Here is a 16,692-nt window from a genome sequence, read left to right on the forward strand (position 1 = left end):
TCAACAGACGTCTGCCTGCCTAGGAATGAGGACACCCCGCGATGGACTTCTCCCTGACTGATGAAGAGCGTCATACCCGGGACTGGGTGCGCAACTTCGTCCAGCGCGAGATCACGCCGCTGGAGCCGACGGTGCTGCGCAGGGAGCGGGCCGGCCAGCCGGGCATCAGCTACGACGAGATCCTCGAGCTCCGGGTCAAGGCCCGCAAGTTCGGCTTCTGGGGCATCCAGACCCCGCCCGAGTACGGCGGCATGGGCCTGTCCGCGATCATGACCGCGCTGATCGAGGCAGAGCTGGGCCGGACGTTCGTGCAGTTCTCTTTCGGCGGCGCCGCCGACAACATCCTGTTCCACGCCAATGAGTCGCAGAAGCAGGAGTACCTGCTGCCGACCATCGAGGGCCAGCGGCGGTCCTGCTTCGCGATCACCGAGCCGGGCGCGGGATCAGACTTGCAGGCGATCCGCACCACGGCGCGCCAGGACGGCGATGACTGGGTGATCAACGGCGAGAAGACGTTCATCACCGGGGGCGCGGACGCCGACTTCGCCATGGTGTTCGCGGTCACCGACGCCGAGAAAGGCGTCAACGGCGGGGTGACCTGCTTCTTGGCCGACCGCGAGATGGGCTGGAAGTCCGAGCCGATCGACACCATGGGCGAGTGGGGCCCGGCGGCGCTGGTCTTCGACGAGGTGCGGGTGCCGGCGCGCAACGTCCTGGGCGAGGTCGGGCAGGGTTTCGCGCTGGCCATGCAGTGGATCGGCCGCGGCCGCTACCTGCTGCCGGCCCGCGCGATCGGCGCCTGCGAGCGGCTGGTCGAGATGGCCATGGAGCATGCCCGCACCCGGGAGACCTTCGGCAAGCCGATCGCCGAGCGGCAGGCGATCCAGTGGATGATCGCGGACTCGGCGGTGGAGATCGAGGCGCTGCGCTGGCTGGTGCTGTCGGCGGCGTTCCAGGTCGACTCGGGCCTGGACTCCCGGCAGGCCCAGTCGATCGCCAAGCTGTACGGCGGCGTCAAGGCCAACGAGATCGTCGACCGGGTGCTGCAGATCCACGGCGGGATGGGCTACACCCGCGAGCTGCCGGTCGAGCGCTGGTACCGCGAGCTGCGGCTGCTGCGGATCTATGAGGGAACCGACGAGATCCAGCGCCGCACGATCGCCCGCAACCTGCTCAAGGGCCACTCCTCGATCCGAGGCGCGCTCGGCTGAGCGACGGCACTGCGGTCCCCGCCGACGTTGCGGGAAGCTGCGGGATACTGCCGTCCATGGTGAGCCTGGGCGTCATATTCCCACCCGACCTCGCGCCGGAACAGCTGCGGCCAGTGGCGATGGCCGCTGAGGAGTCCGGGCTCGATGAGCTGTGGCTGTGGGAGGACTGCTTCGCCGAGAGCGGCATCGCCACCGCGGCGGCTGTGCTGGCCTGGACCGAGCGCGTGCGGGTCGGCATCGGGTTGTTGCCGGTCCCGCTGCGCAACGTGGCCCTGACCGCTATGGAGTTGGCGACGCTGGCCCGGCTGTTTCCCGACCGGCTGGTTCCCGGCGTCGGGCACGGCGTGCTGGACTGGATGGGCCAGGTCGGGGCGCGGGCGTCCTCGCCGATGACCCTGCTGGCCGAGTACGCCACAGCGTTGCGGGAACTGCTGCACGGCCAGACGGTCTCGACGGCCGGACGGTACGTGACACTCGACGCCGTCGGCCTGGCCTGGCCGCCGCGGGCCGTGCCGCCGGTGCTGGTGGGCGCGGTCGGGCCGCGCACCCTGACGCTGGCCGGCGCGGTCGGCGACGGGGTCATCCTGACCGGTGAGACCACCGTCGACCAGCTGTCCGAGGCGGCGCGCCAGGTGCGTGCCGGCCGTTCGGACTCGGGCCGGGATGGCGCGCCCGAGGTGGTCGTCTTCGTGCCGGTGACCGACCGGCCGCCGGCCCGCGACATCGCCGACCGGGTCAGCCGGTTCGTCGAAGCGGGCGCCACCACGGTCGCGCTGCACTCGGTCGGCGATAACGCCCCACCCCTGGTCGAGTTCGCACGCTTGGCCGGACAGGAGGTTCGGCCACTGCTCAGCTGAGCATCACCAGTCAGCTGAGCACCGTGGAGCCGAGCACTCGCCTCAGTCCTTGACCGCCTGCAGCGTGTAGGTCAACGGGATCCGCTCCGGCCGGTCGGTCAGCCGCCACTCCTCGTCCTCGTCACGGACCATCTCGCCGGGCAGCGCCTCCCACGGCACCGAGCGGTGCTCGACGAACTGGGTGAGCCGAAGCCCGGCGTCCAGCACCGCGGTGATGACCTCGCCGACGCCGTGGTTCCAGCTGGCGCTGCTGTTGTGGGTGAAGTCGACCTCGGTCGGCACGTAGGTGCCCTCCTCCTCGAACACCACCGGCTTCTCGGTCTCGAAGTAGGGGTACTCCACTGCCAGCAGGTGATCGGCGCGCCGATCGTCCATCGCCCACAGCACCGGATGCCCCTCCCGGATGAACAGCCGGCCGCCCGGCGCGAGCAGGTCGGCGACCAACCGGCCCCAGCGAGCGATGTCGGGCAGCCAGCACAGCGCGCCCACCCCGGTGTAGAGCAGGTCGAACTGCTGCGCGCCGAACCGCTCCACCGCCTCGTAGGCGTCGGCCTGCTGGTAGTCGATGTCGGCGCCGACCGACTCGGCGAGCCGGCGGGCCTCGTCCAGCGCCGGGCCGGAGAAGTCCAGCCCGCTCATCCGGGCGCCCAACCGGTGCAGCGACAGGGTGTCGGTTCCGATATGGCATTGCAGGTGCAGCCCGCGCGCTCCGCTGATGTCACCCAGGCGCGGCTGGTCGAAGCGCACCACCTTGGACAGGAAGCTCGGATCGTCGCGGAAGCGCTGCAGCGCGTAGCCGGGCGATGCCGCGTGCGCCGGCGCCCGCTCGTTCCAGTTGGCCAGGTTCAGCTCGCGGTAGTCGTCCACGCAGCCGATTGTGGCAGTGGCGTCGAGCGGTTATCAGCCCGCGGCGGCCCCGGTCCCCGCTGCCGCGCTGACGGGGCGACGTTAGGGTGGCCGCATGACTGATCGACGCCTGACGCTCATGGCAGTGCACGCCCACCCTGACGACGAGGCGAGCAGCACCGGAGGCGTCCTGGCCAAGGCTGCGGCCGAGGGCATCCGAACCGTGCTGGTCACCTGCACCGACGGCCGGTGCGGCGACGGCCCGGGCGGGGTGAAGCCCGGCGAGCCGGGCCATGACCCCGAAGCCGTCGTCGAGCTGCGCCGCGGAGAGCTGGAGAAGAGCTGCGCCGTGCTGGGCGTGGACCACCTGGAGCTGCTCGAGTACGCCGACTCGGGAATGATGGGCTGGCCGCAGAACGACGAACCCGGCTCGTTCTGGAACACGCCGGTGAGCGAGGCCGCCGCCCGGCTCGCGGAGCTGATGCGCCGCTACGAGCCCGACGTGGTGGTCAGCTATGACGACAACGGCTTCTACGGCCACCCCGACCACATCCAGGCGCACCGGATCACCATGGCCGCGGTCGCCGAGACCGGGCTGCCGGCGAAGGTCTACTGGACCACCGCCCCCCAGTCGGGGATGCGCGAGATGCGCCGGATCATGCTCGAGCTCGGCGCGGACTGGGACGAGCCGGACGACGAGACGCCCGAGATCGGCCTGCCCGACGAGCAGATCACCACCTGGGTGGACACCTCAGCGTTCAGCGAGCAGAAGTACGACTCGCTCGCCGCGCACGCCAGCCAGGAGGAGAGCATCTTCTTCCTGCAGATGGGCAAGGACAAGTTCACCGAGCTGATGGGCGTCGAGACCTTCGTCCGGGTCCACGACACCACCGGCGCGCCGCTGCCCGAGGACGACCTGTTCGCCGGCCTGCGCTGACTCGCTCGCCCGCCGCTAGCCGCCCTGCGCTAGCCGGCCTGCGGCCGGCGCTAGCCGCCCGTCATGTTGCCGCGTCGCCCTGACGACCTCTCAGCATGACGGTCCGGTCGCGACTCTGTCAGGCGGTCGCCATGACCGCTCGGCGGACGGCCGCGACCGACATCTCCACATCCTGGGAGTCGGTGGACCAGTTGCTGACCGAGATCCGGATGACCCGACGGCCGGCCCAGCGCGAGCCCGACATCCAGACGACCCCCTCGGCGAGCAGGCAGTCCATGACGGCGCGCGTGCGCTCGTCCTCGCCCACGGCGAAGCAGACCTGGGTGAACACCACCTCGTTGAGCACCTCTACGCCCTCGATCGCCGCGACACCGGCCGCGAGGGCCTGCGCATGCCCGGCCAGCCCGTCGACCAGGGCGGCGACACCGGACCGGCCCAGCGACTGCAGGGCTGCCCACACTGGCACGCCCCGAGCTCGCCGCGACATCTCCGGCGTCTTCTCCAGCGGGTCACCAGCCGCGTCGGGCACCAGGTAAGCGCCATGCACGCCGAGCGCCCCGCGCAGCGCGGCCGGCCGGCTCACGATGGCGATGCCGCTGTCGTAGGGCACGTTGAGCGTCTTGTGCGCGTCAGTCGCCCACGAGTCGGCGTGCTGATAGCCCTCGACCAGGCGCCGGTAGGCGGGGCTGGCGCCGGCCCACAGGCCGAACGCGCCGTCGATGTGCACCCATGCGCCGTGCTCGTGCGCAGCGGCGATGGCCTCAACGAACGGGTCGAAGGCGCCGGAGTGCAGGTTGCCGGCCTGCAGGCAGAGGATCGTCGGCCTGTTCCCGAGCCGCTCGACCAGCGCGTCCACGCGGATCCGTCCCTGGTCATCGGCCGGCACCACGCTCGGCGCGCCCAGCCCCAGGTAGCGCAGCGCCAGGTCGACCGTCTCGTGCCGCTCGGCGCCCACCAGCACCGTGACCGCCGGCGCGCCGGTGAGGCCGCGCCGGCCCACGTCCCACCCGACGTCGGTCAGCACCTGCTCTCGCGCGGCCGCCAGGCAGCTGAAGTTGGCCATGGTCGCGCCGGTCACGAAGCCGACGTCGCAGCCGGCCGGCAGGCCGAGCAGGTCGAGCAGCCAGCGGGCCGCCGCCTCCTCGGCTGCGACCACGCCTGGCGTGGCGAAGCGGGTCGAGGCGTTCTGATCCCACGCGCTGACCAGCCAGTCGGCGGCCAGCGCGGCCGGCAGCACGCCGCCGGTCACCCACCCGAAGAAGCGGCCGGAGCCCATGGCCATCAGGCCGTCGTCGGCAGCCCCGCTCAGCAGGTCGATGACGGCCGCGGGGTCGGTGGGGCCGGCCGGGATCATCTGGCCGAAGGCCTTGGCCAGCTCGTCGGCGGTCCGCCGCGGCGGCACCGGCCGGTCCGGCGCCGAGGCCAGCCAGCTCCGGGCGTGGGTCATCGCGGCCTGCAGCGCGGCGGTGTAGGCCTCTTCTCGCGCGGTCATGACGGGGCTTACCGCTTGCCGGAGTCCGGCGACTCGGTGGTGGACAGCGCGGCGATGAAGGCCTCCTGGGGCACCTCGACCCGGCCGACCATCTTCATCCGCTTCTTGCCTTCCTTCTGCTTCTCCAGCAGCTTGCGCTTGCGGGTGATGTCACCGCCGTAGCACTTGGCCAGCACGTCCTTGCGGATCGCGCGGATGCTCTCGCGGGCGATCACCCGGGCGCCGATCGCGGCCTGGATCGGCACCTCGAACTGCTGGCGCGGGATCAGCTCGCGCAGCTTGGTCGTCATCATCACGCCGTAGGCGTAGGCCTTGTCCTTGTGCACGATCGAGGAGAACGCGTCCACCGGCTCGCCCTGCAGCAGGATGTCGACCTTGACCAGGTCGGCTTTCTGCTCGCCGGCCGCCTCGTAGTCCAGGCTGGCGTAGCCGCGGGTGCGTGACTTCAGCGCGTCGAAGAAGTCGAAGATGATCTCACCCAGCGGCAGCGTGTAGCGCAGCTCGACCCGGGTCTCGGACAGGTAGTCCAGGCCCTGCAGGGTGCCTCGCCGGCCCTGGCACAGTTCCATGATCGCGCCGATGTACTCGCTCGGGGCGATGATCATCGACTTGACGATCGGCTCGTAGACGTCGGCGATCTTCTGCCCGGACGGCCAGTCCGAGGGGTTGGTGACCACGAACTCGCGGCCGTCCTCCAGCAGCACCCGGTTCACCACGTTCGGCGCGGTCGAGATCAGCTCCAGGTTGAACTCTCTTTCCAGGCGATCTCTGGTGATCTCCAGGTGCAGCAGTCCGAGGAAGCCGCACCGGAAGCCGAAGCCGAGCGCCCCGGAGGACTCGGGCTCGTAGACCAGCGCGGCGTCGTTGAGCTGCAGCCGGTCCAGGGCGTCGCGCAGCAGCGGAAAGTCCGAGCCGTCGATCGGGAACAGCCCCGAGTACACCATCGGGACCGGGTCGCGGTAGCCGCCGAGGGCCTCGCGGGCCGGCTTGGCCGCGTCGGTCACGGTGTCGCCGACCTTGGACTGCCGGACGTCCTTCACGCCGGTGATCAGGTAGCCGACCTCGCCGACGCCCAGGCCCTTGGACACCACCGGCTCCGGTGAGATGACGCCGACCTCGAGCAGCTCGTGGGTGGCGCCGGTGGACATCATCTTGATCTTCTGGCGCGGGTGGATGCGGCCGTCGATCACCCGGACGTAGGTGATCACGCCCCGGTAGATGTCATAGACCGAGTCGAAGATCATCGCCCGGGCCTGGGCGTCTGCGTCGCCCACCGGCGCCGGCACCTGGCGGCAGATCACGTCGAGCAGGTCCTCCACGCCCTGGCCGGTCTTGGCCGAGACCCGCAGCACGTCGTCGGGGTCGCAGCCGATGATGTGGGCGATCTCGGCGGCATAGAGGTCGGGCTGGGCGGCCGGCAGGTCGATCTTGTTCAGCACCGGGATGATCTGCAGGTCGTTCTCCAGCGCCAGGTACAGGTTGGCCAGCGTCTGGGCCTCGATGCCCTGGGCGGCGTCGACCAGCAGCACCGCGCCCTCGCAGGCGGCCAGGCTGCGGCTCACCTCGTAGGTGAAGTCGACGTGGCCGGGGGTGTCGATCATGTGCAGGGTGTAGTCGACCCCGTCGAGGCGCGACTGCCAGGGCATCCGGACGTTCTGGGCCTTGATGGTGATGCCGCGCTCGCGCTCGATGTCCATGCGGTCCAGGTACTGGGCCTTGGCCTGCCGGGGGTCGAGCACGCCGGTCAGCCGCAGCATCTGATCAGCCAGCGTCGACTTGCCGTGGTCGATGTGGGCGATGATCGAGAAGTTGCGGATGCGCGCGGGCGGGGTGTCGCCGGCTGGGCTCGGGATAGCGGGCACGGGCTGCTTTCTTCGCGGTTCGGGTGGACTGCTTCTCGGGCGGTGTGCCGCGCGCTCCGCGGCGGTGCCGGATCGACGCTGACAGCCGTATTCTCCCATGGCCTCGCCGGGGGCCGGCACTGTCACCTGATCGGGCAGAAACCCCCCGGTCACGGTTGTCCTCCTCTCCCCTTCGCTCCTGCGCCGGGAGGTGAGAAAAGAATGTGCTTCTCCCTCTTGCCCACGAGATGAATCCGCTGTTAATGTCCACGTCAATCAAATCGGTCATACGGCGCTTAGCGGCGAATCAGCCCCGCGTAGCGCTGTCCCTTGTCGCGCCCTCGGAAGCTGCCTCACCCGCTTCCATAGCTCGGCTCGGCTTCGATACATGGGGGCGTCATGGGCGTTTCACGCATGCCTGTTTCTCGTCGTACGCGCTGGATCAGTGGTTTCACCGCCTTTACCCTGGCGGTCTCACTGTTCACAGTGGTCGGCCCAGTGGCGGTGCCAGGCGCCATCACGGCAGCTGCGGCAGCGGAACCAGCATGCGTGGACAGCGCGTTGCCTCCTACGACGTACACCGTCGCCGAGCCGGGCGAGACGACCGTGATCGAGCAGGACGCGGGCACGGTGGAGGTGCCACCGACCGCGGTCGACCAGCCGATCACCATCATCGCCGAGTCGCTGTGCGCCGCTGAGCTGCCGCCGCTGGACGCGGGCATGACGAACGTGACCGAAGGACCCCGGGACGGCTACCGGTTCCTCCCGCACGAGACGTTCGACGCCAACCTGCACATCACCGTGCCCTACGACGACGGGCTGATCCCGGCCGGACTCACCGAGCAGGACGTGCAGATCTACTACTACGACACGGCCAAGAAGGAATGGGTCCCGCTGCAGCGGGACAGCCTGGACAAGCCTGCCGACGAGGTGGAGAGCGTGTCCAACCACTTCACCGACATGATCGCGGCCACCGTGACGGTGCCGGACCACCCGGAGAATGTGTCTCTGAACCCGACCAGCGTCAAGGACCTCAAGGCCGGCGACCCGTCGAGCGGGGTCGGCCTGATCGACCCGCCCACGGGCAACAACGAGGGTGACGCGCGGATCTCCTACCCGATCGACCTTCCCGAGGGCCGGCAGGACATGGCGCCGGAGCTCAACCTGGGTTACTCCTCCGCCGCGGGTGACGGCTGGCTCGGGGTGGGCTGGGACCTGTCGGTGCCGAGTGTCTCGATCGACACCCGATGGGGGGTGCCGCGCTACGGCGCGGACGGCAACGAGAGGTATGTGGTCGGACAGAATCAGCTCACCCCGGCCGTGAAGCAGGACCCGGCGCAGTCAGGCGCTGGGAAGAAGTTCTTCCACTCCCGCGTCGAGGGTGACTTCAACACGATCGTCCGGCACGGCGACACTCCCACCGACTACTGGTGGGAGGTCACCGACTCCGATGGCGTCCGCTCGTTCTACGGCGGCGATCCGGAGAACGGTGCGGTGGCCGCCGCCCGGCTGGCCGACGACAAGGGCAACGTGTTCCGGTGGGCGCTGCGCGAGACCCGTGACCTGCATGGCAACGCCGTCCACTACGACTACCAGACGGTGTCTGACGCCGGGGTTGCCGGCGGCACTGTGGCTGGCCGGCAGCTCTACCTGCGCAGCATCGACTACACCCGCAAGGGCGCCACCGCCGGGCCGTACACGGTGAAGTTCATTCGCGACAGCGAGCTGCCCGGCTACAGCCGCCGCTCCGATGTGGTGATCGACGCGCGCGGCGGGTTCAAGATGGTCACCGCTGAGCTGCTGTCCCGCATCGAGGTGGCGTTCCAGGGCAACCCGGTGCGCAGCTATGACCTGGCCTACACCGAGGGCGCCTTCCACAAGAAGCTGCTGACCTCGGTCACCCAGCGCGGCGCGGCCGGCGCGTCGCTGGGCACCCACACGTTCAACTACTACGACGACATCCGGAACGCCGACGGCGGCTATGACGCCTTCGCCGCCGCCGTGGACTGGCAGGTCGGCGACGACGGTGTCACCGCCGGACTGCTCGGCCACGGCAAGGCGAGCGCGATCTCGGGGTCGCTCAGCAAGAGCGTCGGCGGCCACCTCTACGCCGGCTTCAACGCGACGAAGCCGAGCAAGTACGGCAGCTTCGGCGCCAAGGTCGGCTTCAGCCACAGCAGCACCGACGGCAAGCTGGCCCTGGTCGACCTCAATGGCGATGACCTGCCCGACAAGGTCTTCAAGACCAGCAACGGCATCTCGGTCCGGTTCAACACCTCCGGCCCGGACGGCACCACCGACTTCGGCTCGCCCGTCGCGACCCCGTCCCTGCCGGGCATCGCCAAGGAGTCGGCGAACACGACGTCGTTCGGGGCCGAGGTCTACCTCACCGCCAACGGGATCGTCAACCACGCGGAGACGTTCACCAAGGACACCACCTACTTCAGCGACGTCAACGGCGACGGCCTGACCGACCTCGTGAACGAGGGCAAGGTGCTGTTCAACCACCTCGACGCCAACGGCGTGCCGACCTTCACCGCGAACAGCAACGACACCGCGGTGCCGATCGGCTCCGGCATCCTCGACTCCGACGGCCTGGTGCAGGATCACACCGCCACCCGTGATCAGCTGAATGCCAAGAACCCGCCGGTCGACGTGGTGCGCCGCTGGGTGGCGCCCTTCACCGGCACGGTGGCGGTCACCGGCGCCGCCAAGCTCGTCCAGGACACCAGTTCGGAGCGCGCCTCCTACACCGGCGCCGACGGCGTGCGGGTCTCGATCCAGCGCAACGATGACGAGCTGTGGTCCACCGCGATCGGCGCGAGCGACTACACCGCCAAGGCGCCGGCGGGAGTCGACTCGATCGCCGTGACCAAGGGCGACCGGCTCTACTTCCGCGTCGGCTCCCGGTCAGACGGCGCTTACGACCAGGTGTCGTGGGATCCGGTGATCGACTACCAGGGCGTGCCGGCGGCCACCGACGCCAACGGACTGCAAGCTCACCGATTCCAGGCGTCGCAGGACTTCACCCTGGCCGGCCGGAATGGCATGCAGGTGCAGGCCCCGCTGGACGGCACCCTGCGGCTGACCGGTGACCTGCGCAAGCTTGCCGCCACCAGCGACGACATCACCGTGCTGGTGACCAAGAACGGCCAGCCGATCATCACCAAGTCGATGGCCGCGGCCGCGACCGGTGACGTCCCGGTCCAGCTGGACATCCCGGTCGCCAAGGGCGATGCCATCGCCCTGCGCGTCAAGGTCGACTCCCAGATCGACCTGACCCAGCTGGACTGGACGCCGAGCCTGTCCTACGTCAGCTCACCGGACGTCAGCACCGTCACCGACGAGGCCGGCAAGCCGCTGATCGAGCTGCACCCGCCCTATGACGTCGACAGCTACCCGGCCGACGGCCTCACCGCCCCACAGCAGACCTGGACGGCGCCGGCCGACGAGACCGTCACGGTGAACCCCAACCTCACTGCGGCCGCAGGCGTGAACGGCCAGGTGACCTTCACCGTCAAGCGCTCCGGCGGCCTGCTGGCCAAGCGCGCCATCGAGATCACCGACGGCGCCGCCAGCACCCCCGCGTTCTCCCTCGACGTGCACGCCGGCGACGAGCTGTTCTTCGACTTCTGGGTGGCCGACCCGGCCCTGAAGGCCAAAATCAGCGGCGGTTCCGTCCAGGTCACCCGTCCCGGGCTCACTCCGTCCGGCGCGCCCAGCACCATCCACAGCGCGGTGACCCCCGGCCTGCTCGCCGCCTCGTACCGCGGGTGGAGCTACTTCGGTTACAACGGCGCAGGCGCCCGGGCAAGCCAGCCGATCGCCGAGGCCGATCTGAGCCAGACCTTCGACCAGGACTCGGCCTATGACCCCAGCACCGCCAAGGCCCACCCCTTCCTGCCGTTCCCGGAGGAGAAGTCCTGGCGGGGTGCCGATGACTCGGCCTGGGTCAAGGCCTCCACGGTGAGCGCATCCCGGCAGGGCCTGGACCAGATCGACGTTCCGGTGGCCGGCGACGTCGCCGGCGCGCGGGCAGTGGCGCGGCTCAGCCACACCACCCAGGACGCCGTGGGCGGCGAGCTGTCGTTCCTGTCCGGCTCCACGTCCAAGGGCGGCACCGAGAGCGAGGTGGACTACCTCGACCTCAACGGCGACCGGTTCCCTGACATCGTCAGCAACGGAAAGGTGCAGTACAGCACCCAGAACGGTGGCTTGGAGTCCAGCAGCAAGGCAGTGCCCGGCTTGGGCAGCCCGCGCGACAGCGACGCCTCGGCGACCAATTTCGGGGTGGGTGGCAGCCCGGCGCACTTCGCCGCGAATGGCCGCGGCGAGATCGACACCGCCGACCAGGCGCCGGTGCGCGGCAACAAGACCGGCAGCCAGCTGACGCCGCTCGGCCTTCAGGTGCAGGCCGGCCTCGGCGAGGGCACCTCCAAGCCGAAGTCGGACCTGCTCGACGTCAACGGCGACGGTTTGCCTGACCGCGTCACCCGTAACGGCGCGCAGTTGATGGTGGCGCTCAACCTGGGCTACGGCTTCGCTGCGGCCGAGCCGTGGGGAACCGCGGTCATCAACGACGGCGCGAGCGAGAACGGCACGATCGGCGCGAACCTTGGGTTCAACGACGGTATCTACGGATTCGGCGGCGGCCTGTCGCTGACGAAGAACAAGTCGCTCACCCGCGAGAACTTGGACGACGTCAACGGCGACGGCCTGGCCGACCGGGTGCTGCCCGGCGGCAGCGGCGGGATGCGGGTCGGCCTCAACACCGGCAACGGCTTCGCCGCCCCGGTCGACTGGGCTGGTGCTCTTAACGGGGCGTGCAAGGACGACACCAGCGTCGGGCTGGCCGACCTGGACTGGGACAACGCCCGGCTCTGCTCCGGCAGCACCAGCCTCGGCGCCGGCGCCTACTTCACCATCGGGATCGGCCCGCTGTGCGGCCCGGGCTGCTACGTGATCCTCAACCCGGGCGCCGACGGCGACCAGTCGATGGCTCGGGACGAGGCCAGCCTGCGCGACCTCGACGGCGACGGCTACGCCGACCACCTGGCCAGCTCCGACGACGGCTCGCTCACGGTGGCTCGCAACCGGACGGGCCGCACGAACCTGCTCAAGTCGGTGTCCCGCCCGCTGGGCGCCTCGTTCGCCCTGGAGTACACCCGCGACGGCAACACCTCCGCCAACCCCAATTCACGCTGGGTGCTGACCAAGGTCAGCGTCGACGACGGGCACGCGAGCGACGGCACGGACTCTGTGACCGCCTACACCTACTCGGGTGGTGTCTACAGCCGCCTGGAGCGGGAGTTCTACGGCTACGCCCAGGTCACCGAGGCGCAGCTGGACACCGCGCACAACGATGACGTCTATCGCAGCACCGTGCAGGACTTCCGAGTCGACAGCTTCTACACCCACGGGCTGCTGGCCCGGGAACGGCTCTACCGCAGTGACGGAGCGCCGATGACCGACACGCAGAACACCTACGTCCTGCGCGACGTCACCACCGGAGTCGAGCCGGCTGACGGCGCGAGCACCTCGGCGCCGATCTTCCCGATGCTGACCCGCACCGATGAGCGGTTCCACGAGGCGCGGGCGACGGCGCTCAAGACCACCGCGACCGTCAACCACTACACCGACTTCGGCGACATCGACGTGCGTACCGAATCGGGTGACACCGGCTCGGCCGACGATGTCATCGCCCGGATCAGCTACACGTCGTGCCCGGCGACCGGTGTCCGGACGGCGAACTCCATCACCGTCAACGGCGGCGGCACGCCCATGCGGCGGCGGGAGTCTACGGTCGACTGCGCCACCGGAAATGTCACCCAAGTGCGCCAGTACCTGGCCGACGGCAGCGCCGCGGTCACCGATATCTCTTACACCGGTGATGGAAACATTCTCAAGGTCACCGATCCGGGCAATGCTGGCGGGCAACGCGGCTGGCTGAGCTACGACTACGACGCGGCCACCGGAACCCAGGTCGCGAAGATCACCGACAACTTCGGCCTGACTTCCACCGCCACCCACGACCTGCGGTTCGGCAGCGTGCTGACCCAGACCGACACCAACAACAACGCCACCACCTACGCCTACGACGAGTTCGGCCGGGCCACCAGTTTCACCGGCCCGTACGAGCAGGGCAGCGGCACTCCCACCATCCGGTTCGAGTACCACCCCGAGGCGGCGACGCCGTGGGCGATCACCCGGCACCTGGACAAGTTCCGCAGCGCCACCGACACCATCGACACCGTCGTGTTCATCGACGGCCTGGGCCGCACGCTTCAGACCAAGAAGGACGCCACCGTCCACACCGGCGTGGCCAGCGCCGCGCAGGACGTGATGACGGTCAGCGGGCGCATCACCTACGACGCTTTCGGCCGACAGGTGACGCAGCGGTACCCGGTGACCGAGCCGCTCGGCACGGCAGGGGTTCTCAACACGCACTACGACACCGTGACGGCAACCCTGTCCGCCTACGACGTGCTGGATCGCGTCGTCGCGGTTGTGTACCCGGACCGCACCAAGACGACCACCGACTACAGCTTCGGGTCCGATCGCGCCGGCGCCATCCAGTTCCAACAAATCGTCACCGACCCCAACGGGAACAAGAAGGTCTACTACCGCGACGTCCGCCAGGAGCTAGTCAGCCTGAAGGAGTTCCACACTCCCACCAACGGCGCCCAGCAGACCATCTGGACCAGTTACGGCTATGACCCGCTGGGTCAGCTGGTCACGGTTGCCGATGACAAGGACAACGTGACCCGGCAGAGCTTCGACATGCTCGGTCGGCGCACGGTGATCGACAACCCGGACGCCGGCAAGACCACCACTTCCTATGACCTGGCGTCCAACCCGGTCGCGAAGGTGACGGCGAACCTGGCCGCGACCAGTCAGCAGGTCACGTACGGCTATGACGTGGACCGGCTGGTCTCGATCAGCTATCCGCGGTTCCCGGCCAACAACGTCACCTACAGCTACGGCGCACCCGGAGCGAGCGACAACCGGGCTGGGCGGATCACCCACGTGACCGATCAGGCCGGCAGCGAGGACCGCTACTACGGCAAGCTGGGTGAGACCACCAAGGAGGTCCGGACTGTTGTCGGGTTCACCGGCAGCTCCCCCAAGACCTACACCACCTCCTATGTGTACGACACGTTCGGACGGCAGCAGTCGATGGCCTACCCCGACGGGGAGACGCTGACCTACCGCTACGACTCCGGCGGCATGGTGCAGGCCGCGAGCGGCGTCAAGGGCAACGGCAGCTACTCCTACGTCAACCGGCTGGAGTACGACAAGTTCGGCCAGAAGGCGTTCGTCAAAGACGGCAACGGCGTCCAGACCAGCTATGCCTTCGACCCGGTCATGCGCCGGCTCAGCAACCAGCAGGCCGGACCGCTCCTTGCGCCTAACGGAACCAACCTGGGTAACTTCCAGAACATCTCCTACACCTACGACAAGGTTGGCAACGTCACCTCTACGGCTAACGACATCGCGGTGCCGGCACCGCCGAACTTCGGCGGGCCCAGCACCCAGACATTCACCTACGACGATCTTGACCGGCTCACCGACGCTGCCGGTAAATACCAGTTCGCGCCGGACAAGGTCAACCGCTACAGCTACGCGCTGGGCTATGACAACCTGCACAACACCACGGCCAAGAACCAGACCAACACGGTGGTGCAGGCATCCGGCACCCCGGTGACCCAGGGCAAGACGACGTACGACTACGACTACGACTACGCCGCCAGCCAGCCGCACGCCCCGTCCCACATCGGCGACAAGACCTACAGCTATGACGCCAACGGCAACCAGGTCGGCTGGTCCGACGACACCAACGGCCAGCAACGGACGATCATCTGGGATGAGGAGAACCGCATCCAGTCCATCTTCGACAACGGCCAAGAGCAGGCTTACAAGTACGACGACGCCGGCCAGCGCGTCATCAAGCGGGGGCCGCAGGGCGAAACCGCCTACGTGAACCAGTGGTTCACCATGCGCAACGGCCAGATCGGCACCAAGCACGTCTTCATCGACACCACCCGGGTGGCGTCGAAGCTGGTCAAGGACAAGGCCTACGAAAAGGACACCTACTACTTCCACCCCGATCAGCTGTCCAGCACCAACGCGGTCACCGACTCAGGCGGCAAGCTTTATGAGCACCTGGAGTACTTCCCGTCGGGCGAGGCGTGGGTCGAGGAGAAGAGCAACACCCAACGCACGCCGTACCGGTTCGCCGGCAAGGAACTCGACGAGGAAACCGGCCTCTACTACTTCGGCGCCCGCTACTACGACCCGCGCACCGGACTGTGGCCGAGCACCGACCCAGCTCTCGGGGAGAACCTAACCAAGCTGTCGGAGGCCGGCGATGACTCGCCGACCCCGAACGTCGCCGCCCCGACCTTCCTCAACCTCTACAACTACGCCGACGCCAACCCTGCTTCACGGGTGGATCAAGACGGGAGGGAATCAAAACTGCTCGGGTGGGCCAAAAAGGAACTGAATAAACCCCGCCAGTTAGTCAATCCCAAAGTTATTAGCGCCCCAGTGAACATGCTCTGGGGGTTCGCGCAAGCAACGGGCGGCATTATAGCGTTTGTGGGAGGTGACACACTTACCCCCAAGCAAATGAAGGCAGTGCCTCGCCTCGGCAGGTTCGTCGGCAAGCGTATTGGAGCACCGACAAGACTTATAGGGCTTCATTACATGGCAACTGGCACTAATCGTGTTCGGCGTGGAGTTAAGCAAGGAGTCGCTGCCGCTAAAGAACCTGCATATCGGAAGCAATCCCTTCTTAAATTTGGCTCGGATCTGTTAGATCAAACCGTTGTGCCCACCCAGGTAGATCGCGAAGCGCGAAAGGACTATTTACGCAAATGGGAGCAGCTCAAGATTGATGGGAAAGCGGACCTTAAATCCGTGACGCATGGCATTAATGTGGTTAAGCAGGGCGCATGGGATCTCGCAGGAGAAGCCACGCGTCGGATGTACCCGCGCCCGAGCGATTCAGAGCATCCTCAGTAGTAGCCATGCACTCGTGTTGTCGGTTGAACCATGCAGGGCGGCCCTACGACCCCATCGTCGCCGCGAACTAAGCGTGCCGGCTCACTAAGGGAGCGTGGGGCTGCCGCCTGCCCACAGCAGGAAGCCTGCGACACGCAGCCGCTCACTTAGGCATCCCAGCGGACGGTAAGCCAGTGCGCGTTCTGGCACTAAGAAGCTCAATCGGCTACTTCCCGGGTGGAGTCCCATGAGCCGCCCTAGAAGGATCCGCCGGCGCCTGCTGGGCGAAGGGTGGTAGTCCGGCTGGCCAACGTCGCACTCATGGACAGCCCGGTGTAGTTCTCCGCCGGTACCGCGCTGGCCTATGGCGCCGCCGGCGAGGACGACGGCCCTGTCACCGACGTGCTGTCCGAGCCCGATGTGGTGTGGACCATTCCTACACCGCTTGAGCCGGTGAACGTCGCTCGCGTTCCACGATCTCGCTGGTTAGGCCGCTGGGCTGATC

General features: G+C 68.2%; 7 protein-coding genes. 4 read left to right on the top strand and 3 right to left on the bottom strand.

All coding sequences use genetic code 11. The features are described 5' to 3' along the window. Nucleotides 1-41 precede the first annotated feature (41 nt). Together VGB75_11975 and VGB75_11980 are read left to right on the top strand one after the other, a co-directional pair. Nucleotides 42-1,211, top strand: coding sequence for an acyl-CoA dehydrogenase family protein (locus VGB75_11975; GenBank protein ID HEY0167748.1), 1,170 nt, complete (start codon nucleotides 42-44; stop codon nucleotides 1,209-1,211). A gap of 56 nt (nucleotides 1,212-1,267) precedes the next feature. Continuing rightward, entirely contained in the window at nucleotides 1,268-2,068 is an 801-nt protein-coding gene (locus tag VGB75_11980) for an LLM class flavin-dependent oxidoreductase (protein HEY0167749.1), read from the top strand. A gap of 42 nt (nucleotides 2,069-2,110) precedes the next feature. Here the strand turns inward: VGB75_11980 and VGB75_11985 are convergent, their stop codons facing one another. Further along, nucleotides 2,111-2,935 (bottom strand): class I SAM-dependent methyltransferase, encoded by an 825-nt coding sequence (locus tag VGB75_11985; GenBank protein HEY0167750.1) that lies wholly within the window; start codon nucleotides 2,933-2,935, stop codon nucleotides 2,111-2,113. Between the two features lie 94 nt (nucleotides 2,936-3,029). On the opposite strand from VGB75_11985, the gene VGB75_11990 reads away from it, so the two are divergent. Beyond that, entirely contained in the window at nucleotides 3,030-3,851 is an 822-nt protein-coding gene (locus tag VGB75_11990) for a PIG-L family deacetylase (protein HEY0167751.1), read from the top strand. A 118-nt stretch (nucleotides 3,852-3,969) separates the two neighbouring features. On the opposite strand, the gene VGB75_11995 is transcribed toward VGB75_11990, so the two are convergent. Continuing rightward, nucleotides 3,970-5,343 (bottom strand): aminotransferase class V-fold PLP-dependent enzyme, encoded by a 1,374-nt coding sequence (locus VGB75_11995; protein ID HEY0167752.1) that lies wholly within the window; start codon nucleotides 5,341-5,343, stop codon nucleotides 3,970-3,972. 8 nt (nucleotides 5,344-5,351) lie between these two features. Further along, the gene (lepA, locus tag VGB75_12000) at nucleotides 5,352-7,196 is read right to left on the bottom strand and encodes a translation elongation factor 4 (protein ID HEY0167753.1); all 1,845 of its coding nucleotides are present in this window, start codon (nucleotides 7,194-7,196) and stop codon (nucleotides 5,352-5,354) included. Nucleotides 7,197-7,745: 549 nt separating this feature from the next. On the opposite strand from lepA, the gene VGB75_12005 reads away from it, so the two are divergent. Continuing rightward, the gene (locus tag VGB75_12005; GenBank protein HEY0167754.1) at nucleotides 7,746-16,208 is read left to right on the top strand and encodes a SpvB/TcaC N-terminal domain-containing protein; all 8,463 of its coding nucleotides are present in this window, start codon (nucleotides 7,746-7,748) and stop codon (nucleotides 16,206-16,208) included. The last annotated feature ends 484 nt before the right edge of the window (nucleotides 16,209-16,692 follow it).

Origin of the sequence: Jatrophihabitans sp., assembly GCA_036399055.1 — a bacterium.
In the GTDB taxonomy this organism is placed as follows: Bacteria; Actinomycetota; Actinomycetes; order Mycobacteriales; family Jatrophihabitantaceae; genus Jatrophihabitans_A.

What these genes read in the sequence shown, in the direction of transcription:
- VGB75_11980 (HEY0167749.1), top strand. Translation starts at nt 1,268, where the DNA reads ATGGTGAGCCTGGGCGTCATATTCCCACCCGACCTCGCGCCGGAACAG.
- VGB75_11975 (HEY0167748.1), top strand. Translation starts at nt 42, where the DNA reads ATGGACTTCTCCCTGACTGATGAAGAGCGTCATACCCGGGACTGGGTG.
- VGB75_11990 (HEY0167751.1), top strand. Translation starts at nt 3,030, where the DNA reads ATGACTGATCGACGCCTGACGCTCATGGCAGTGCACGCCCACCCTGAC.
- VGB75_11995 (HEY0167752.1), bottom strand. Translation starts at nt 5,343, where the DNA reads ATGACCGCGCGAGAAGAGGCCTACACCGCCGCGCTGCAGGCCGCGATG.